The organism is Micromonospora yongxingensis (genome assembly GCF_052601155.1).
On record NZ_JBQXEO010000003.1, the window covers coordinates 148,559 to 165,074 of the forward strand.

Here is a 16,516-nt window from a genome sequence, read left to right on the forward strand (position 1 = left end):
GGCGGGCGGGGTTCAGCGACGCAGGGCCTCGACCGTCTCCTTCACCACCTGCTCGACGGGTGTCGGCTGGACACCGAGGGTGGCGGTGGCCGCGGTCGAGTCCATCAGGTACGGCCGGTCGAACTGGTAGGCGGTCTCCCGCAGCTCACGGATGAACGGGTCGGTCAGGCCGCCCAGCCACAACACCGGGTACGGCATCCGCGTCAGCTTGGGCGCTGGCGCGCCGGTCAGCGCGGCGGCCCGGTCGGCCAGCTCGCGCATCGGCGTGGCCGGGGCGCTGGGCACGTGCCAGGCCCGCCCCCATGCCCGCGGGTCGGCGGCCGCGGCGACGAGCGTGCGGGCGACGTCCGGGATGTACGTCCAGGTGTGCGGGGCGTCCCAGTCGACGGGCAGGAAGACCCGCCGCCCGGCGATCACCCGGGGCAGCACCATCATCGCCAGCGACGTGCCGGCGGCGCCGACGTAGTCGGAGCCGCGCACCTCGGTGACCCGGACCCGCCCGGCCCGGTGGGCGGCGAGAGCGTCGGCCCACATCCGGTTGCGCACCCGGCCCTTCGTGCCGGTCGCGGCCAGCGGGGTCTGCTCGGTCATCGGGCCGTCGACCGGCCCGTACCCGTAGAGGTTGCCGACCGTGGCGAGCACCGCGCCGGCCCGCTCGGCGGCGGTGAGCAGCGCGCCGGCCAGCGGCGGCCAGTCGGTGGCCCACCGGTGGTACGCCGGGTTCGCGCAGTTGTACAGCGCTGCGGCCCCGGTGGCGAGTTCGGTGAGGCGGTCGGCGTCGGCAGCGTCGGCAGCGACCCGCTCGATGGCCGGGTGCTCCGGTCCGTTGCCCCGGCGGCTGATGACGCGGACCTGCTCGCCGCGCTCCGCGAGGAGACGTGCGGTGGCGGTGCCGACCGGACCGGTGCCGACGATCACGTGCAGCGACATGAGGAAACCTTTCGAAGCAGGGGTACGAAGCGAGAGCAGTGCTCTCTCTGTGCACCACCACCATGCACGCCGGTCGACCCGCTCGTCAAGAGCAGTGCTCTCTATTTTGATTGGCGCTCCGTCTCGTGGCAGAGTGATCCCATGTCCGCTTCCTCGATCCGCGCCCGCGTCCGCGCCGAGATGATCGACGAGATCAAGGCGGTGGCCCGCCGTCACCTGGCCACCGACGGCGCCAACCTGTCGCTGCGGGCCGTCGCCCGGGACATGGGGATGGTGTCCTCCGCCATCTACCGCTACGTCCCGAGCCGCGACGACCTGCTCACCGCACTGATCCTGGAGGCGTACGACGGGCTCGGCGACGCCGTGGAGGCTGCCGACTCCGGCACCGACTCCGACGACCTACGCGGCCGCTGGCACGCCGTGTGCCGGGCCGCGCGGGCCTGGGCGCTCGCCCACCCCGCCGAGTACGCGCTGCTCTACGGCAGCCCGGTGCCCGGCTACGCCGCCCCCGCCGACACCGTGCTACCCGCCCAGCGTCCCCCGCTGACCCTGGTCGGCATCCTCCGCGACGGCCTGACCGACGGTCGGCTCACCGTCCCCGCCGAAGAACTGCCGGAGCCGGTACGCGCCGACCTGACCGAGCTGGCCGACGCCTTCTTCCCCGGGATGCCCAGCGCCCTGCTGGCCCGGGGCATGGCCGGCTGGACGCAGCTGTTCGGGCTCATCAGCTTCGAACTGTTCGGCCGGTTGAACCAGACCATCTCGCACCGGGACTCGTACTTCGAGCATCAGGTCGGGTTGATGGCCGACCTCATCGGCCTACCCCGACCGGAGTGACCGCACGGGCCGCGGACCGATCCGGTGCCGCGGGTCAGCCGGCGTCGGAGGAGTGCCCGGGGAACAGGTGGGCGCTCGGGTCGATCGCCACGGCGGCGTTGTTCACCGCCGTCGCGGCCTCGCCGAAGCCCGTGGCGATCAGCCGCACCTTGCCCGGGTACTCGGTGATGTCACCGGCGGCGAAGACCCGCGGCAGGTTCGTCGCCATCGCGCTGTCCACCAGGATGTGGCGGCGGTCCAGCCGCAGCCCCCACTCCGCGAGCGGGCCCAGGTCGGCGGTGAAGCCGAGCGCGGCCACCACGATGTCCACCGGAAGCGTCTCGGCCGCGCCGCCGCGCACGGTCACCTCGGCACCGGTGACCGCGCCATCCCCGATCAGCCGGGTGACCTCGGCGTTGACCACCACCCGCACCGGCAGCGACAGCACCCGGGCGACCGTCGAGGCGTGCGCCCGGAACTTCTCCCGCCGGTGCACGAGGGTCACCGACCGGGCCAGCGGTTGCAGCGTCAACGCCCAGTCGAAGGCGGAGTCGCCGCCACCGACGATCAGCACGTCCCGATCGGCCAGCTCGGCCGGCTCGGTGACGAAGTAGACGATCCCCGAGCCGGGAGCACCGTCGGCGCAGGGCAGCGGCCGGGGGCTGAAGCTGCCCAACCCGCCGGTGACCACGACCGCGCCACAGCTCAGCTGCTCACCGCCGGCCAGGCCGAGCACCGGCCGGTCGTCGGCGTACGAGAGCTTCTCGGCCCGGGTGCCGAGCAGGTACTGCGGCCCGAACGGGGCGGCCTGGGCCACCAGGTTCGCCACCAGGTCACGGCCCTTGACGGCGGGGAAGCCGGCCACGTCCAGGATGAGCTTCTCCGGGTACATCGCCGTGACCTGTCCGCCGGGCTCCGGCAGCGCGTCGATCACCGCCACCGACAACCCTCGGAACCCCGCGTAGTACGCGGCGAAGAGGCCGGCCGGACCGGCCCCGATCACGGCGATGTCGACCTCGCGCATGGCGTACCGTCGCTTTCCGCTCACGGATCAACGCTTGCTGATCTCGACCGTAGGCGGGTGACAGCGGGCGGGCAAGCACGTCCCAGAGGCGCGCCGAGGAACCGGTCAGGGCAGGCTGAGGGTGGACCCCGAGTAGTCGGAGCCGCCAGCGACCGGGCGGCGACGGCGGAACAGGATCGCGGCCACCACGCCGCCCAGCAACCCGAACAGGTGCCCCTGCCAGGAGATCCGCTCGTCGGTGGGGAGGATGCCGACCAGTTGCCAGCCGTAGAGCAGGCCGACCAGCAGGAAGACCGCGAAGTTCCACCAGCTGCGCTCGACGATGCCCCGGGTCAGCAGGATGCCCAGGTAGCCGAAGATGACCCCGCTGGCGCCGACCACGACGGAGTTGGGCGAGCCGGTGAACCAGACCCCGAGCCCGCTGACCAGGATGATGATCAGGGTCGACCAGAGGAACCGGCGGGCGCCGGCCGCCAGCACGAAGGTGCCCAGCAGGATCAGCGGGATGCTGTTGCTGTAGAGGTGGTCGAAGCCGTGGTGCAGGAACGGGGAGAAGAAGACCCCGTCCAGCCCGTCGATGCGCTTCGGGATGATGCCGGCGGTGGCGTCCAGGCCGAACGCCAGGCCCTGGTCGGCGGCCTCGATGAGAAAGAGGAACGGGACCACCGCGCACATGGCGACGAAGGCCCGGCCGAGCGCGGCGTAGAACGCCTCGGTGCCGAACCGGTAGGGGTCGCCGTTTCCAGGCTGCAGGGTCACCCCACAACTGCTATCAGCAAAAGGGGCCGACCGCCACTCACGTCCCGCCCGCTCCGCCGGGTACGCGAAGGCGGGGCGAGTGCGCCTTCCACCCGCCCCGCCTTCGACACCGTCAGTAGTGGCCGTTGTTCTGGAAGTAGCTCCAGGCGCCACAGGGCGTCTTGTACCTGCCCTTGATGTAGCCCAGCCCCCACTTGATCTGGGTGGCCGGGTTCGTCCGCCAGTCGTCCGCGATCGAGCCCATCTTGCTGCCCGGCAGCGACTGCGGAATGCCGTACGCGCCGGAGGAGGAGTTGCTGGCCTTGTGGTTCCAGCCGCTCTCCTTGGTCCAGAGCTTCTCCAGGCACGGGAACTCCGCGATGCCGAAGCCCGCGTCGATCATCAGAGCGCAGCCGATCTTCCGGTTGCCGCTGTACTCCTCGCAGGACGCCGGGATCGGCCCGTCGTACGGCTTGGCTGCGGCGTTCTGCGCTTCACGCTCGCGCTTGCGGGTCGCCGCGGCGGCCTCGGCCTTGCGGGCACGCTCGGCGGCCTCCTTGGCGGCCTGCGCCGCCCGGAGCTTGGCCTGGTACTCGGCGGCTCGCTGCTTGGCGACCTTCACCTGGTGGGCGGACTGCCGCTCGCGCTGGTAGGCGAAGTCGACGCGGTCGACCTCGGCGCTCACCTGCGCGGTCAGGCCCTGTTGCTGGGTTTCCCGGTCTTCGCCCAGGTAGAAGCCACCGGCAACGCCCACAGAGAGCAACGCGACAGCAGCCGTACGGGCGCCCAACCGGCTCCACAGCCGACTCACGAAGTGGTCCCTTCGTCGGGGGCAAGGACGCGGCGCGGCGTCGGGCCACAGGAGGGCCGTCGGCCGTACCGCGAGCGCCCCGACCGGTACCGGTCGCGCCGACGCACCGACCTTCGCCGATGTCCGCCCGTCTCGGGACGAACGATCACCAACGATGCCTGTGGCGCGTGGGCGCTCGTTGGACACCATCGCGCACAGTGAGGCTGATGGGAAACCAACCGAGCCGTTTGTGATCTGCGCCACACATAAAATACGGATAAACCCCTATAAAAGCACCATCACAGCGGGATGTCCTCCAACAGATCCGTCACCATCGCTGCGATCGGAGACCGCTCCGAACGGCTGAGCGTGACATGCGCGAAGAGCGGATGGCCCTTGAGTGCCTCGATGACGGCGGTGACGCCGTCGTGCCGGCCGACGCGCAGATTGTCGCGCTGGGCCACGTCGTGGGTGAGCACCACCCGCGAGCCCTGCCCGATGCGGGACAGCACGGTCAACAGCACACCGCGCTCCAGGGACTGGGCCTCGTCCACGATCACGAAGGCGTCGTGCAGGCTGCGCCCACGGATGTGGGTCAGCGGCAGAACCTCCAGGATGCCCCGGGAGGTGACCTCCTCCAGCACGTTCTCGTGCACCACCGCGCCGAGCGTGTCGAAGACCGCCTGGGCCCACGGCGACATCTTCTCCGACTCCGAACCGGGCAGGTAGCCCAGCTCCTGGCCGCCGACGGCGTACAGCGGGCGGAACACGATCACCTTCTTGTGCCGGCGGCGCTCCATCACCGCCTCCAGCCCGGCGCAGAGCGCCAACGCCGACTTGCCGGTGCCGGCCCGGCCGCCCAGCGAGACGATCCCGATCGACTCGTCGAGCAGCAGGTCGAGGGCGACCCGCTGCTCGGCCGAACGGCCGTGCAGCCCGAACGCCTCCCGGTCGCCGCGGACCAGCCGGACCGACTTGTCCGGCAGCACCCGGCCGAGTGCGGAGCCGCGCGTCGAGTGCAGCACCAGGCCGGTGTGGCAGGGCAGACCGGCCGCCTCGTCGACGTCGAGCGCCTCCCCGGCGTACAACCGGCCGATCTGCTCCTCGCCCAGGTCCAACTCGGCCATGCCGGTCCAGGTCGGGTCGCTGGCCTGCCCGTGCCGGTACTCGTCGGCCCGCAGGCCCACCGAGGCGGCCTTGACCCGCAGCGGCATGTCCTTGCTGACCAGGGTGACCTCCCGCCCCTCGGCAGCGAGGTTGAGCGCCACGGAGAGGATCCGGGCATCGTTGCTCTCGGTGCGGAAGCCGGGCGGCAGCACACCGTCGTCGGTGTGGTTGAGCTCCACGCGCAGCGTGCCGCCGACGTCGTTGGCGGGCACCGGCCGGTCCAGCCGACCATGCTGGATCCGCAGCTCGTCGAGCATCCGCAGCGACTGCCGGGCGAACCAGCCCAGCTCCGGATGGTGCCGCTTGCCCTCCAGCTCGGTGATGACCACCAGCGGCAGGACCACCTCGTGCTCGGCGAACCGGTGGAACGCCGCCGGATCGGAGAGCAGCACGGACGTGTCCAGGACGAATGCCTGGCCGGCTGGTCGCGGCTCCTTGGGGTCGGCCGGCGCGGCGGCCGCCGTACGGCGGCTCCGGGTGGCGCGGCGGGTCGTGGCAGTCGCGGCCGGGGTCTGGTCGGCACCGGCGGTGGTACGGCGAGTCGTCACAGGCCTGCTCCGACGGATGGGCACCCGGCCACCCGTGTTCCGCCTCGTCCGGTGCCCGGGTGACACGGGGTCGGATGCGGGCCCCGTGCGCGAGGTCGCAGGTCCGGGCGGGCCGGTTGGCTCGGGAGAACCCCGTGCCATGCCTAGACGCTAGCGGCGGCGGACCGTCCCGGCTAGAGGGCGATCGTGGATCTCCGGAGACGGCCGTGTGAACAACCCGGCGACTCAGGCGACGGGCACCGGGCGCCGCCCAGCCGCTGGGCGGTGGACGCGGCGAAGCCGGCCGGGATGCATGCCCCCTGCGCGCATCCCGGCCGGCGGGGCCACCGTCACCGGTCTGACGTGGCCCCGACGGTGCGTGTCCGCCGCGGACGACGCACCGCGCTCGTGGCGTCGGTCGGCGGGGCCGCCCGGGGCGGCCCGCCGGCCGACCTCAGCCGGTCCGTCGGACGAGCGTGCCGGTCGGGTGCCGCCCGGTGATCGGGGCGGCCGGCGCGGTGAACGACGAGCCGGTGTAGGTGGTGCCGGGGCCGACCACAGCGCCGGAGCGGGCAGTGGCGCCGGGGCGGGCGACGGTGCCCGCGGAGCGGACGACGCCCGCCGGCGAGACCGACAGGGCGGAGGCGATGGCGGCCTGGGCGTCTCGGCGCCGCCGGTTCCAGGCGCCCCGGTCGCCGTCGAAGTAGCCCTGCCGGTAGCCGAAGCGGTAGCCGATGCGGTAGCTGAGCTGCCCGTGCAGGCGGCCGGCCGCATAGCTGGTCGCACCGAGCACCAGGACGAGGAAGACCGCCAGGAACGGGCTCATCGGGCGGCTCCGGCCGGTCCCGGACGTCGCGTCATCGTTCCTCCGGCTCGACGGTGGTGGGATCCGCGACCAGCAGGCGGTCCAGGTCGTCGGTGCTGACCTCCTCGACCAGCTCGACGCTGATCCGGCAGCCGTCCAGGACGACCTCGGCCACGGACGAACGGCGGATCTCGCCGCCGGCGTCGTAGACGCGGACGCTCAGCTCCGGGCAGCCGAGATGGGTACGCCAGGCGTTCCACTCGGCGCGGTCGCCGACGCTCAGCGACAGGTAACGGCAGCCTCGGGCGAGGTAGAGGCGCCAGGGAGCGCACAGCCCCGCGGCCACCCCCTCGGCGATCAGCCCGAAGGCCTGGGCTCGGGTGGCGAGCTCGGTCACCACACCTCCCTGGCAACGGAGGTGTGACGCATGTGAGCACCAGTCGTCTCATGCACGAGACACACCGTAGATTGTCCCATGAGCGTGACAGTATCAGCTTTTCGGCCGTTTACCGCCACCACTACGGGCATCTATTCTGCCCGGGTGACACCCCTCAAGAGCGGCACTGGATCGTTTACCGGAAATCCGAGGAATCCGTCACGTTCGCGTGACAGCAGCGCGCCGGGTCGCGCGGGCGCGGCCGAGTGGCCGTACCGTCACGGGGTGACCGAGACGGCCAATGCGCGGAAGATCGCCTTCGCCACCTTCGTCCGACGTGCGCTGGAAGAGGCGCGGGCGACCCGGGCCTGGAGCGGCACCGAGGTGTCCCGACGCACCGGCGTCTCGCGGCAGACCATCAACCGGTGGGTCCGCGGCGACTGGGCCAGCGACCCGGAGGCGGAACGGGTGGTCGCCTTCTGCGAGGGCCTGGGGCTCAACCCGGCCGCGGCCTTCGCCGCGCTCGGCTGGGACCGCACGGCCGCCGGCCCGCGCGCCGGTCAACCCGCGCCGCCGATGGACCCGGACGTGGAGGCCCTGCTGCGCCGGCTGATCGACCCCAACGTGTCGGACGCGGAGAAGTTCCACATCCGCGAAACCATCCGGTACCTCGCATACCGCCCAACGTTGCCGGTCGATGTCCGAAAAAGAGGGAATCAAGCAGGGTAGTTCCTCAGATGGCGAAAGAACGCCTGGTCGGGTTCATTCGTTTGCCTCCGGGGCCGGAACGGGCACGCTAGCGTCCCTATTCGTACTGCTTGGGCTCGTCGTCGGCGGGGGGACGGGACAAGGCCGAACCCAGCCCTGCGGGACAGAAGGAGGGGTCTGTCCATGACCCTGAAGTGGTTGGCAGTCGTGGTCGCCACGGTGTCCATGACACTGTGGGTGACCGGCAACGTGGTGACTCTCGCGGTCAACGGCGGGCAGCTTCCGCTGCTCGTCAACCTCCTCGTGCTCACCAGTGCCGGCACCGCGGTCATCCTGGCCGTCGTCGCCGAGCTGCACGAGCGGCTCAACGACCGGATCAGCGCGCTCACCGAGTTCCTGGTCGCGCGGCTCAACGAGATCGAGAACCACACCGGTGATCGCAACACCGGGTTCGTGGAGGGATATCTCCTGAGCCACGGACAGGAGGCGGCGGTGGTGCCGTTCGGCCGCCGCGGGCGAGGAGCCGCCGAACGCTGACGATGCGCCGCCGGGCGGGCCGGCTCGGCCAGGAATGAGCCCCGATCGCCGGGGTACGCTGACGCGCGTGCCGCCGTTGAATCTGGGCAATCAGACGCCGAGGACCCCGTTGAACGCCGACCAGGCATGGCGGATAACCGCCGGCCGGGCCGCGGGGACCGTGCTCTTCTTCGACTTCGACGGCACGCTCGCGCCCGTCGACGACGATCCGACCGCGGTACGCCCCGCGCCCAAGGCGCTGGCCGCCATCGAGGCGCTGGCCCCGGTGGTGCAGCGTGTCGCGATCGTCTCCGCCCGACCGGTGGAGTTCCTCCGGGACCAGCTCGGCGGGCTCGCCGGGGTGGATCTCTACGGCCTCTACGGGCTGGAGCACAGCCACTCCGGTGGCGAGACGGTCACCGAACCGGCCGCGCTGCCCTGGGTGCCGACCATGGCGGAGCTGGCCGACCTGGCCCGGGCTGAGCTGCCGCCGGGCACGCTGGTCGAGTACAAGCGGCTCTCCGTCGCGCTGCACTGGCGTACCGCGCCGCAGCTCGGTCCGACCGTGCAGCAGTGGGGGCAGGCGCAGGCCGACCGGCTGGGGCTGCGGGTGCAGGCCGGGCGCATGGTGCTGGAGCTCAAGCCGCCCGTCGACCGGGACAAGGGCATGGTCATCGGCGAGGTGATCCGGGGGGCCACCGGCGCCTGGTACTTCGGCGACGACGTCTCGGACATCAAGGCGTTCGCCGCGCTGCGCGCCCGGGCCGCCGCCGACCCGGACTTCCTCGGCGTCTGCGTCGCCGTGGCCAACCCGGAGACCGGCCACGAGGTGGCCGACGCCGCGGACCTGACCATCGAGTCCCCCGCCGCCCTGGGCGACTTCCTCACCCGGGCGCTGACGCACCTGCCCTGAGCAGGCCGACAGCACGTCCGCTACGGGTGCCTGTGCGGTGTGTCCGCTCAGGCGCCGTAGCGGCGTTGCCGGGTGGCGTACGACCGCAGTGCGCGCAGGAAGTCGATGTGCCGGAAATCTGGCCAGTTGAGCTCGCAGAAATAGAACTCCGAGTGCGCGGACTGCCAGAGCATGAAACCGGACAGGCGCTGCTCGCCGCTGGTGCGGATGACCAGGTCGGGATCGGGCTGGCCGCGGGTGTAGAGGTGCTCGGCGATGTGCTCGACGTCCAGCACCTCGGCCAACTCCTCGATGGTGCCGCCGGAGGCGGCGTGCTCCAGCAGCAGCGAGCGGACCGCGTCGGTGATCTCCCGCCGGCCGCCGTAGCCCACCGCGATGTTGACCTCCGCGCCGCCGCTGCGCTCCCGCGTGCGCTCCTCGGCGCCCTTGAGCGCCGCCGCCGTCTGCGCGGGCAGCAGGTCGAGCGCGCCGACGATGCGCAGCCGCCAGGGGTTGCCCTCCTCGGCCAGCTCCACCACCAGATCCTCGATGATCTTCAGTAGCGGATCCAGCTCGCTGGCCGGCCGGCGCAGGTTGTCCGTGGCCAGCAGGTAGAGCGTCACGTGCCCGATGCCGGCCTGGTCGCACCAGCCCAGGACGTGTTTGATCTTCGCGGCGCCGACCCGGTGCCCGTCGTTCGGGTCGACGTAGCCCATCTCCCTGGCCCACCGGCGGTTGCCGTCGCACATCACCCCGACGTGTCGGGGCACCGGCTTACCCGCGAGCTTCGCCGTGAGCCGGCGCTCGTACACGGAGTAGATAAGGTTCCGCAGCGTCATCACCTAGCAGCGTAGCGACCCGCCGGACGGATCACCGCCTCGGAGCCCCATCCCCGCCGGGGAGCCCGATGCCGATCATGGCCAGGGTACGGGCGGTGAGCCGCCCGTCGCCGAGCCCCAACTCGACCACGTCGTCGAACACCCGGTCGTCCCGACGGGCCGCCCGGACCGCCGCGTCGACCACTCGCCGGCGTCGCGCCAGCCAGGCCGCAACCGAGCTGTGCCGCAGGTGGGTGCCGAGCCGACGGCGCAGCCCGTCGGCGTAGCGGCGGGCGGCGCTCTCGGGTGCCCGGGCCGCCGCTGCCCCGGCCAGCGCGCCGGAGAGCAGCGCGTAGAAGATGCCCTCCCCCGTGAACGGATTGATCAGCGACAGGGCGTCGCCGACCAGCAACGTCCGGCCCCTCCCGGGTGCGGGCCGATGGGTGGACAGCGGCAGGTGGTGGGCGCGCAGCGCGGTCACCGTCGCCAGGTCGGTGCCGGGCAGCAACGCGGCCAGCCGGTCCAGCAGGTATCCCCGGCTCAACGGCTCGCCGCGCAGCACCTCCCCGTACCCGACGTTCGCCCGCCCGTCGCCGATCGGGAACGACCAGGCGTACGCCGGCCAGCGCGCGTGCGAGGTGACGATGAGCTGCTCCGACGGGCCGGGCAGCGCCGGCGCGTACCCCCGGATGGCCAGCGCCAGGTGCCGGTCGGGGTTCACGGGATGGCCGAGCGCACGGCGGACCACCGACCCGGCGCCGTCCGCGCCCACCACCACCCGTCCGGACAGCTCACCGTCGAGGACCACCCGGTCGGCGCGCGGCTCGACCCGCCGCACGGTGTGCCGGCGCAGCTGCGCGCCGGCGGCCACCGCCGCCGCCACCAGCCGCGCGTCGAAGACCTGCCGGGGCACGGTGTACGCCGGTCGGGGCAGGGCGCGGGCCACCGCACCGCCGCCGGGGGCGATCATGCGCAGCGCCGGCAGCGGGGCGTAGCCCGCCACCGCCCCGGTCACACCCAGCTCGGCGAGTACGTCCACCGAGTGCGCGGCGATCCCGTCGCCACACGCCTTGTCCCGGGGAAAGTCGGCCCGGTCCAGCAGCAGCACGCTGGCACCCGCCCGGCGGGCCGTCAGCGCGGCGGCCGCCCCCGCCGGCCCCGCTCCCACCACCACCACGTCGAATTCGTCGCTCACGCGCGCCTCCCTCCGCCGACACGGCCCGGCCGTTCCCGCCCGCCCGGCGAACCGCCTGCGCCGCCGACGCCGGCCGCTGTGACCGACGCCACCCGCCATCCTGCCTCCTGCCCGCTCGCGTCGACCGGGTTCAGGCCGGGGCGGCGTCGGCGGCGCGGGAGGCGCGCCAGAGACCGTGCAGCGTCAGCGCGGCGGCGGCGAGCAGCGGGGCGCCGTCCCGGACCAGGCCGTCCACGCCCAGCAACCACCAGCACAGCGGCAGGTCCACGGCGAGCACGACCACCGTGACGACGACCAGCAGCCCGCGAGCCCAGCTCTTTCCGCGCATGAGGAACGCGGTGCAGAACAGCACCGCGTAGCTGGCCGCGATGCCGGCGCCGAACCAGAACAGCACGGCCGGCACCGCCTCCAGCCGGTCGTCCAGGATGGAGCCGCCGGCCACCAACGCCGGCACCAGCATCAGCGGGCTGTAGGTGAACGCGGCGACCCGGCTGGTCAGCAGCCAGGCGCTGACCTGTGGCCGGCGCGGCGGGGTCTCCCGCCAGGAGATGCCGGCCCGGTCGATGACCAGTCGCGGCCGGTGCCGAACCAGGTGACCGGCCAGCGCCGACGAGCGGTAGAGCATCCACACCACCGCCGCGCAGAGGGCGGTGAGCGCGGCGAAGCCGAGCAGGCCGGGCAGCGGCGGCACCCCCTGCCGGGGCACGATCAGCCGGCCGACCGCGAAGACCGTGGTGACCGCGAGGATCAGTCCGAAGGGGCGGGCCACCGTCCGCCCCCGGTGGACGTGCCCGATCAGCAGCAGGAAGCCGAACGAGCGCAGCATCGCCCAGCCGGTCCGCACCGCCAGGCCGAAGCCCTGCTCAGGGGCGTACCACCAGTTGAGCAGCTCGACCACGACGGTGGCCGCCGCGGTCGTCGCGAGCAGGATGGTGAGCACCCGGACGGCGGACGGCCGCCGGACCTCGGTCTCGGCGGCCGTCCTCATGGGATCCGATGATGCCCGTGACGGGCTCGTCTCACACCTACCGCTGCGGCTGCTCGGCGTCCAGGCGTGCCCGCAGCGCGTCCAGTTCGGCCCAGAGCACGCCCGGCAGCTTGTCACCGAACTTCTCGAACCACTCGGTGACCAGCGGCAACTCGTTGCGCCACTCGTCCGGGTCGACCTTCAGCGCGATCCGGACGTCCTCCGGGGTCATGTCCAGGCCCTCGACGTCCAAGGAGTCCGGCGCGGGCACCATGCCCACCGGGGTCTCCACCGCGTCGGCCCGGCCCTCGAGCCGCTCGACGATCCACTTGAGCACACGCGAGTTCTCGCCGAAGCCCGGCCAGAGGAAGGAGCCGTCCGGGTCCTTGCGGAACCAGTTGACGTAGTAGATCTTGGGCAGCTTGGCCTCGTCGCCGTCGGCGCCCTTACCCATCTCGATCCAGTGCCGGAAGTAGTCACCGGCGTGGTAGCCGATGAACGGCAGCATGGCCATCGGGTCGCGGCGGACCACGCCGACCGCGCCGGACGCGGCGGCGGTCGTCTCCGAGGAGAGCGTGGCACCCATGTAGACGCCGTGCACCCAGTCGCGGGCCTCGGTCACCAACGGGATGGTGTCCTTGCGGCGGCCGCCGAAGAGGATCGCGTCGATCGGCACCCCGTTCGGGTCGAAGTACTCGTCGGCGAGGATCGGGCACTGGGTGATCGGGGTGCAGAACCGGCTGTTCGCGTGCGAGGAGAGGCTGTCGCTCTCCGGCGTCCAGTCGTTGCCCTTCCAGTCGATCAGGTGCGCGGGGGGCTCGCCCATGCCCTCCCACCAGACGTCCCCGTCGTCGGTGAGACCCACGTTGGTGAAGATGGAGTTGCCCCGGTCCAGCGTCCGCATCGCGTTGGCGTTGGTCTTCCAGTCGGTGCCCGGCGCGACACCGAAGAGGCCGTACTCCGGGTTGACCGCGTACAGCCGGCCGTCCTGGCCGAACCGCATCCAGGCGATGTCGTCGCCGATGGTCTCGACCTTCCAGCCCGGGATGGTCGGCTCGACCATCGCCAGGTTGGTCTTGCCACAGGCGGACGGGAAGGCGCCGGCGATGTGGTGGACCTTGCCCTCCGGCGAGGTGATCTTGAGGATCAGCATGTGCTCGGCGAGCCAGCCCTCGTCACGCCCCATCACGCTGGCGATCCGCAGCGAGTAGCACTTCTTGCCGAGCAGCGAGTTGCCGCCGTAACCGGAGCCGAACGACCAGATCTCCCGGGTCTCCGGGAAGTGCGAGATGTACTTCGTCTCGTTGCACGGCCAGGCCACGTCCTGCTGGCCGGGGGCGAGCGGGGCGCCGATCGAGTGCAGCGCGTGCACGAAGTCGGCGTCGTTGCCCATCGCCTCGAGGACGGACGCGCCCATCCGCGTCATGATGCGCATCGAGGCGACCACGTACGGGCTGTCGGTGATCTCGACGCCGAACATGGGGCTCTCGGACTCGACCGGCCCCATGACGAACGGGATGACGTACATGGTGCGACCGCGCATCGAGCCGCGGTACAGGTCGGTCATCGTCCGCTTCATCTCGGCCGGCGCCATCCAGTTGTTGGTGGGGCCGGCGTCCGCCTCGTCGACGGAGCAGATGAAGGTGCGCTCCTCGACCCGCGCGACGTCCGTCGGGTCGGTACGCGCGTAGAACGAGTTGGGCTTCTTCTCCGGGTTCAATCGGATCAGGGTTCCGGCCTCGACCAGCTCGTCGGTGAGGCGGCGCCACTCCTCGTCGGACCCGTCCACCCAGACGACACGGTCGGGGGTTGTCAGTTCCGCGACCTCACGGACCCAGGCGAGCAGTTTCGGATGGGACGTCGGGGCCTGATCGATACCCCGCACAACAGCCGGAGCAACCATGACACATCTCCTTGGTGGTCGACGCTGACCGATCTATGGGATGCACGAGTCTCAGCGGCGCGATGCGTCGCCTTCGTGGAAACCTGGGATTGGCCTCAGCGTAAACCGGGCAGCCTTCCGAGTCAGTGGGACAGGTTGTGAAGAACTGCACAAGGTACGGCCACGCTGCGGCATCACGATCTGATACCCGCTTTCCCGCGCAGTTTCACGCAAATCTTGTTGTGCACCCCGGCCGACGTGAGTGGCGGTCGGGCCGTGGACCGGTCCCGCCGACCGGTTGAGTGATTCCCGTTCCGCAGCGCGTCAGTCCTCCTCATTGGTTACGCTGCGTTCAACAACGGCGCACCCGACGGAGGGTCGGCACCAGTGACGACGCCTGCTCGCCGTTGCTACCCCGCTGACTGGTCAACAGCCGGTAGGCTCGGCCCGTGGCCGCGACAATGACCGGGGAACAACCGGGTCCCCGGCAGACCCGACCGGGTCTGGTCCGCGCACTGCTCGACCGTTTCGGTCACCTCGTCCGCGAGTTGAGCAAGTTCGCCACGGTGGGCGGCATCGCCTTCCTCCTCGACTTCGCCCTCTTCAACTACCTGACGACCGCGCGCGGCATGGAGCAGGTGACGGCGAAGACGATCTCCACCGTGATCGCGGCCTCCGTCGCGTTCGTCGGCAACCGGTTCTGGACGTGGCGGCACCGCCAGCGCAACAACCCGGCCCGGGAGTACGCGCTCTTCTTCTTCTTCAACGCCGTCGGTCTCGGCATCGCGGTGGCCTGCCTCGCGATCAGCCGGTACGGGCTCGGCAGCATCTGGCCGGCCGTCTTCCAGACGCCGCTGGCCGACAACGTCGCCAGCTTCGTCGTCGGCACGGGCCTCGGCACGCTGTTCCGATTCTGGTCCTACCGGCGGTTCGTCTTCGTCGAAGCGGGAACCCCGACCGTTCCGCAGGTGAAGCACGACCGTGACCACGGGGCGTGACCTGCCGCCCACCTCGTTCGGCCGGTGATCGCCGGCTTCACCGACTGACCTAAGGTGTTTCGCATGCGTCTTGTCCGTCTGCTGCCTGAGCGCTGGCAGAAGTTCATCCACGAGGCGCTCAAATTCGGCATCGTCGGCGGCATCAACACCGTCATCAATTACGCGGTGTTCAATGCACTTGCACTCACGGTCTTTGCCGACGGACAACTGAAGGCCACCGTGATCGCGACCATCGTCGCCACGATCACGTCTTATCTAATGAATCGTCACTGGACGTACCGGGATCGCCCGAAATCGGCGCTCAGACGCGAGTACGTCCTGTTCTTCCTGTTCAACGCGACCGGCCTGATCATCGAGCTGGGCGTTCTGGCCGCGGCGAAGTACGGGCTCGGCGTGCACGGCCTGCTGGCGCTGAACGTGGCGAAGACGGGCGGCGTTCTGCTGGCCACGCTGTTCCGGTTCTGGTCGTACCGGACCTTCGTCTTCCAGCCCGTCGAACCGGCCCAGGCCGACGCGAAGCCCGAGCCCACCTGGCACAGCATTCCGCGCGACGAGTGGGACACGATGGCCGAGATGGACCCGGTCGCCGAGCTCGCCGAATCCGTCTCCGAGCTGGAGGAGGCGCAGGCTGACGAACGCCCCGCGCCGGCACCCAGCCCGAACGGCGCTCCCACCCAGGGGCGGTCCATGCCGTTGACGACCGGCCTCACCGCCGACCTGGACGCGGAACTCGCCGCGGAGCTGCACGCCGGCACCCGCCGCTCGCCCCGCCGGTGACCGCCCCCACCACGCGCTCCGGCACCGGGGCCCCCGCCGCACTGTTCTTCGAAGATCTCGTGCCGGGTCTCACGGTCGACCTGGGCGTTGTCACCGTGGACGGCGACGAGATGGTGGCCTTCGCCCGCCGCTTCGACCCGCAGTGGTACCACGTCGACGCGGAGCTGGCCGGGGAGAGCCGGCACGGCGGCCTCATCGCGAGCGGCTTCTACACCGTCAGCCTGTTCATGCGGGCGTACGTCGACCACCTGCTGTCCCGCGCGGCGGCGGACGCCTCGCCCGGCCTGGAGGAGCTGCGCTGGCTCGCCCCCGTGCGTGCCGGAGACCGGCTCGCCGTCCGGGTCGACGTGATGGGCGCCCGGCCGTCCACCGCCCGTCCGGGCCTCGGCACCGTCAGCCTCACCGGCACCATGCTCCGCCTCGGCCCCGACGACCGGCCCGAGCAGGAGGTGCTGCGGACCCGCTTCCGTGGCTGGTTCGCGCTGCGCCCGACCGAGCCCGCACCCGAGGATGAACCGCCCGCGGCGGACCCGTCCGGGAGCCCGTCCGACTGACCCGCCCCGACCCGTCGGCCGGGGCGGTCACCCGTC

At 71.6% G+C, this 16,516-nt stretch carries 18 protein-coding genes; 7 read left to right on the forward strand and 11 right to left on the reverse strand.

Annotation, left to right across the window (positions count from 1 at the left end; translation table 11 throughout):
• Positions 1-12 precede the first annotated feature (12 nt).
• A complete protein-coding gene (locus ACTWLT_RS06215) occupies positions 13-930 on the reverse strand; it encodes an NAD-dependent epimerase/dehydratase family protein (protein ID WP_445317497.1) in 918 nt (305 codons plus the stop codon).
• A 141-nt stretch (positions 931-1,071) separates the two neighbouring features.
• Here ACTWLT_RS06215 and ACTWLT_RS06220 point away from each other — a divergent pair, with 141 nt between their 5' ends.
• A complete protein-coding gene (locus ACTWLT_RS06220) occupies positions 1,072-1,767 on the forward strand; it encodes a TetR/AcrR family transcriptional regulator (protein ID WP_445317498.1) in 696 nt (231 codons plus the stop codon).
• A gap of 34 nt (positions 1,768-1,801) precedes the next feature.
• On the opposite strand, the gene ACTWLT_RS06225 is transcribed toward ACTWLT_RS06220, so the two are convergent.
• From ACTWLT_RS06225 to ACTWLT_RS06250, 6 genes are all read right to left on the reverse strand, one after another.
• A complete protein-coding gene (locus tag ACTWLT_RS06225; protein ID WP_445317642.1) occupies positions 1,802-2,770 on the reverse strand; it encodes an NAD(P)/FAD-dependent oxidoreductase in 969 nt (322 codons plus the stop codon).
• Positions 2,771-2,875: 105 nt separating this feature from the next.
• Complete coding sequence (locus ACTWLT_RS06230; RefSeq protein WP_252415786.1) at positions 2,876-3,529, reverse strand: rhomboid family intramembrane serine protease; 654 nt, start codon at positions 3,527-3,529, stop codon at positions 2,876-2,878.
• 112 nt (positions 3,530-3,641) lie between these two features.
• Positions 3,642-4,319 (reverse strand): aggregation-promoting factor C-terminal-like domain-containing protein, encoded by a 678-nt coding sequence (locus ACTWLT_RS06235; RefSeq protein ID WP_445317499.1) that lies wholly within the window; start codon positions 4,317-4,319, stop codon positions 3,642-3,644.
• Positions 4,320-4,597: 278 nt separating this feature from the next.
• Complete coding sequence (gene phoH2 / locus ACTWLT_RS06240) at positions 4,598-6,013, reverse strand: RNA 5'-3' helicase PhoH2 (protein ID WP_252415788.1); 1,416 nt, start codon at positions 6,011-6,013, stop codon at positions 4,598-4,600.
• 433 nt (positions 6,014-6,446) lie between these two features.
• Positions 6,447-6,818, reverse strand: coding sequence for a hypothetical protein (locus ACTWLT_RS06245; RefSeq protein WP_252415789.1), 372 nt, complete (start codon positions 6,816-6,818; stop codon positions 6,447-6,449).
• A gap of 31 nt (positions 6,819-6,849) precedes the next feature.
• Positions 6,850-7,194, reverse strand: a complete 345-nt coding sequence (locus tag ACTWLT_RS06250; RefSeq protein WP_252415790.1) for a hypothetical protein — start codon at positions 7,192-7,194, stop codon at positions 6,850-6,852.
• A 264-nt stretch (positions 7,195-7,458) separates the two neighbouring features.
• Here ACTWLT_RS06250 and ACTWLT_RS06255 point away from each other — a divergent pair, with 264 nt between their 5' ends.
• The 3 genes from ACTWLT_RS06255 (at position 7,459) to otsB (ending at position 9,310) form a co-directional block, all read left to right on the forward strand.
• Positions 7,459-7,902 carry an XRE family transcriptional regulator gene (locus tag ACTWLT_RS06255; RefSeq protein ID WP_252415791.1) on the forward strand — a complete coding sequence of 148 codons (444 nt, stop codon included), beginning with the start codon at positions 7,459-7,461 and terminating at the stop codon, positions 7,900-7,902.
• A gap of 162 nt (positions 7,903-8,064) precedes the next feature.
• Positions 8,065-8,418 (forward strand): hypothetical protein, encoded by a 354-nt coding sequence (locus ACTWLT_RS06260; protein WP_252415792.1) that lies wholly within the window; start codon positions 8,065-8,067, stop codon positions 8,416-8,418.
• A 67-nt stretch (positions 8,419-8,485) separates the two neighbouring features.
• A complete protein-coding gene (otsB, locus tag ACTWLT_RS06265; protein ID WP_445317500.1) occupies positions 8,486-9,310 on the forward strand; it encodes a trehalose-phosphatase in 825 nt (274 codons plus the stop codon).
• Positions 9,311-9,357: 47 nt separating this feature from the next.
• On the opposite strand, the gene ACTWLT_RS06270 is transcribed toward otsB, so the two are convergent.
• The 4 genes from ACTWLT_RS06270 to ACTWLT_RS06285 all read right to left on the reverse strand — a co-directional run bounded on the left by ACTWLT_RS06270 (position 9,358) and on the right by ACTWLT_RS06285 (position 14,172).
• Positions 9,358-10,128 carry an isoprenyl transferase gene (locus ACTWLT_RS06270; RefSeq protein WP_252415794.1) on the reverse strand — a complete coding sequence of 257 codons (771 nt, stop codon included), beginning with the start codon at positions 10,126-10,128 and terminating at the stop codon, positions 9,358-9,360.
• Positions 10,129-10,159: 31 nt separating this feature from the next.
• Positions 10,160-11,302 carry an NAD(P)/FAD-dependent oxidoreductase gene (locus tag ACTWLT_RS06275; RefSeq protein ID WP_445317501.1) on the reverse strand — a complete coding sequence of 381 codons (1,143 nt, stop codon included), beginning with the start codon at positions 11,300-11,302 and terminating at the stop codon, positions 10,160-10,162.
• 130 nt (positions 11,303-11,432) lie between these two features.
• On the reverse strand, positions 11,433-12,290 hold the full coding sequence (locus tag ACTWLT_RS06280; RefSeq protein ID WP_445317502.1) for a hypothetical protein: 858 nt from the start codon (positions 12,288-12,290) through the stop codon (positions 11,433-11,435).
• A 37-nt stretch (positions 12,291-12,327) separates the two neighbouring features.
• Positions 12,328-14,172, reverse strand: coding sequence for a phosphoenolpyruvate carboxykinase (GTP) (locus ACTWLT_RS06285; RefSeq protein WP_252415796.1), 1,845 nt, complete (start codon positions 14,170-14,172; stop codon positions 12,328-12,330).
• A 440-nt stretch (positions 14,173-14,612) separates the two neighbouring features.
• Between ACTWLT_RS06285 and ACTWLT_RS06290 the strand changes: the two genes are divergently transcribed.
• The 3 genes from ACTWLT_RS06290 (at position 14,613) to ACTWLT_RS06300 (ending at position 16,480) form a co-directional block, all read left to right on the forward strand.
• The gene (locus ACTWLT_RS06290) at positions 14,613-15,149 is read left to right on the forward strand and encodes a GtrA family protein (protein WP_256482386.1); all 537 of its coding nucleotides are present in this window, start codon (positions 14,613-14,615) and stop codon (positions 15,147-15,149) included.
• A gap of 63 nt (positions 15,150-15,212) precedes the next feature.
• On the forward strand, positions 15,213-15,926 hold the full coding sequence (locus tag ACTWLT_RS06295) for a GtrA family protein (protein ID WP_445317503.1): 714 nt from the start codon (positions 15,213-15,215) through the stop codon (positions 15,924-15,926).
• Positions 15,923-16,480 carry a MaoC/PaaZ C-terminal domain-containing protein gene (locus ACTWLT_RS06300; RefSeq protein ID WP_445317504.1) on the forward strand — a complete coding sequence of 186 codons (558 nt, stop codon included), beginning with the start codon at positions 15,923-15,925 and terminating at the stop codon, positions 16,478-16,480. The genes ACTWLT_RS06295 and ACTWLT_RS06300 overlap by 4 nt, the downstream gene beginning before the upstream one ends.
• Positions 16,481-16,516: the final 36 nt, after the last annotated feature.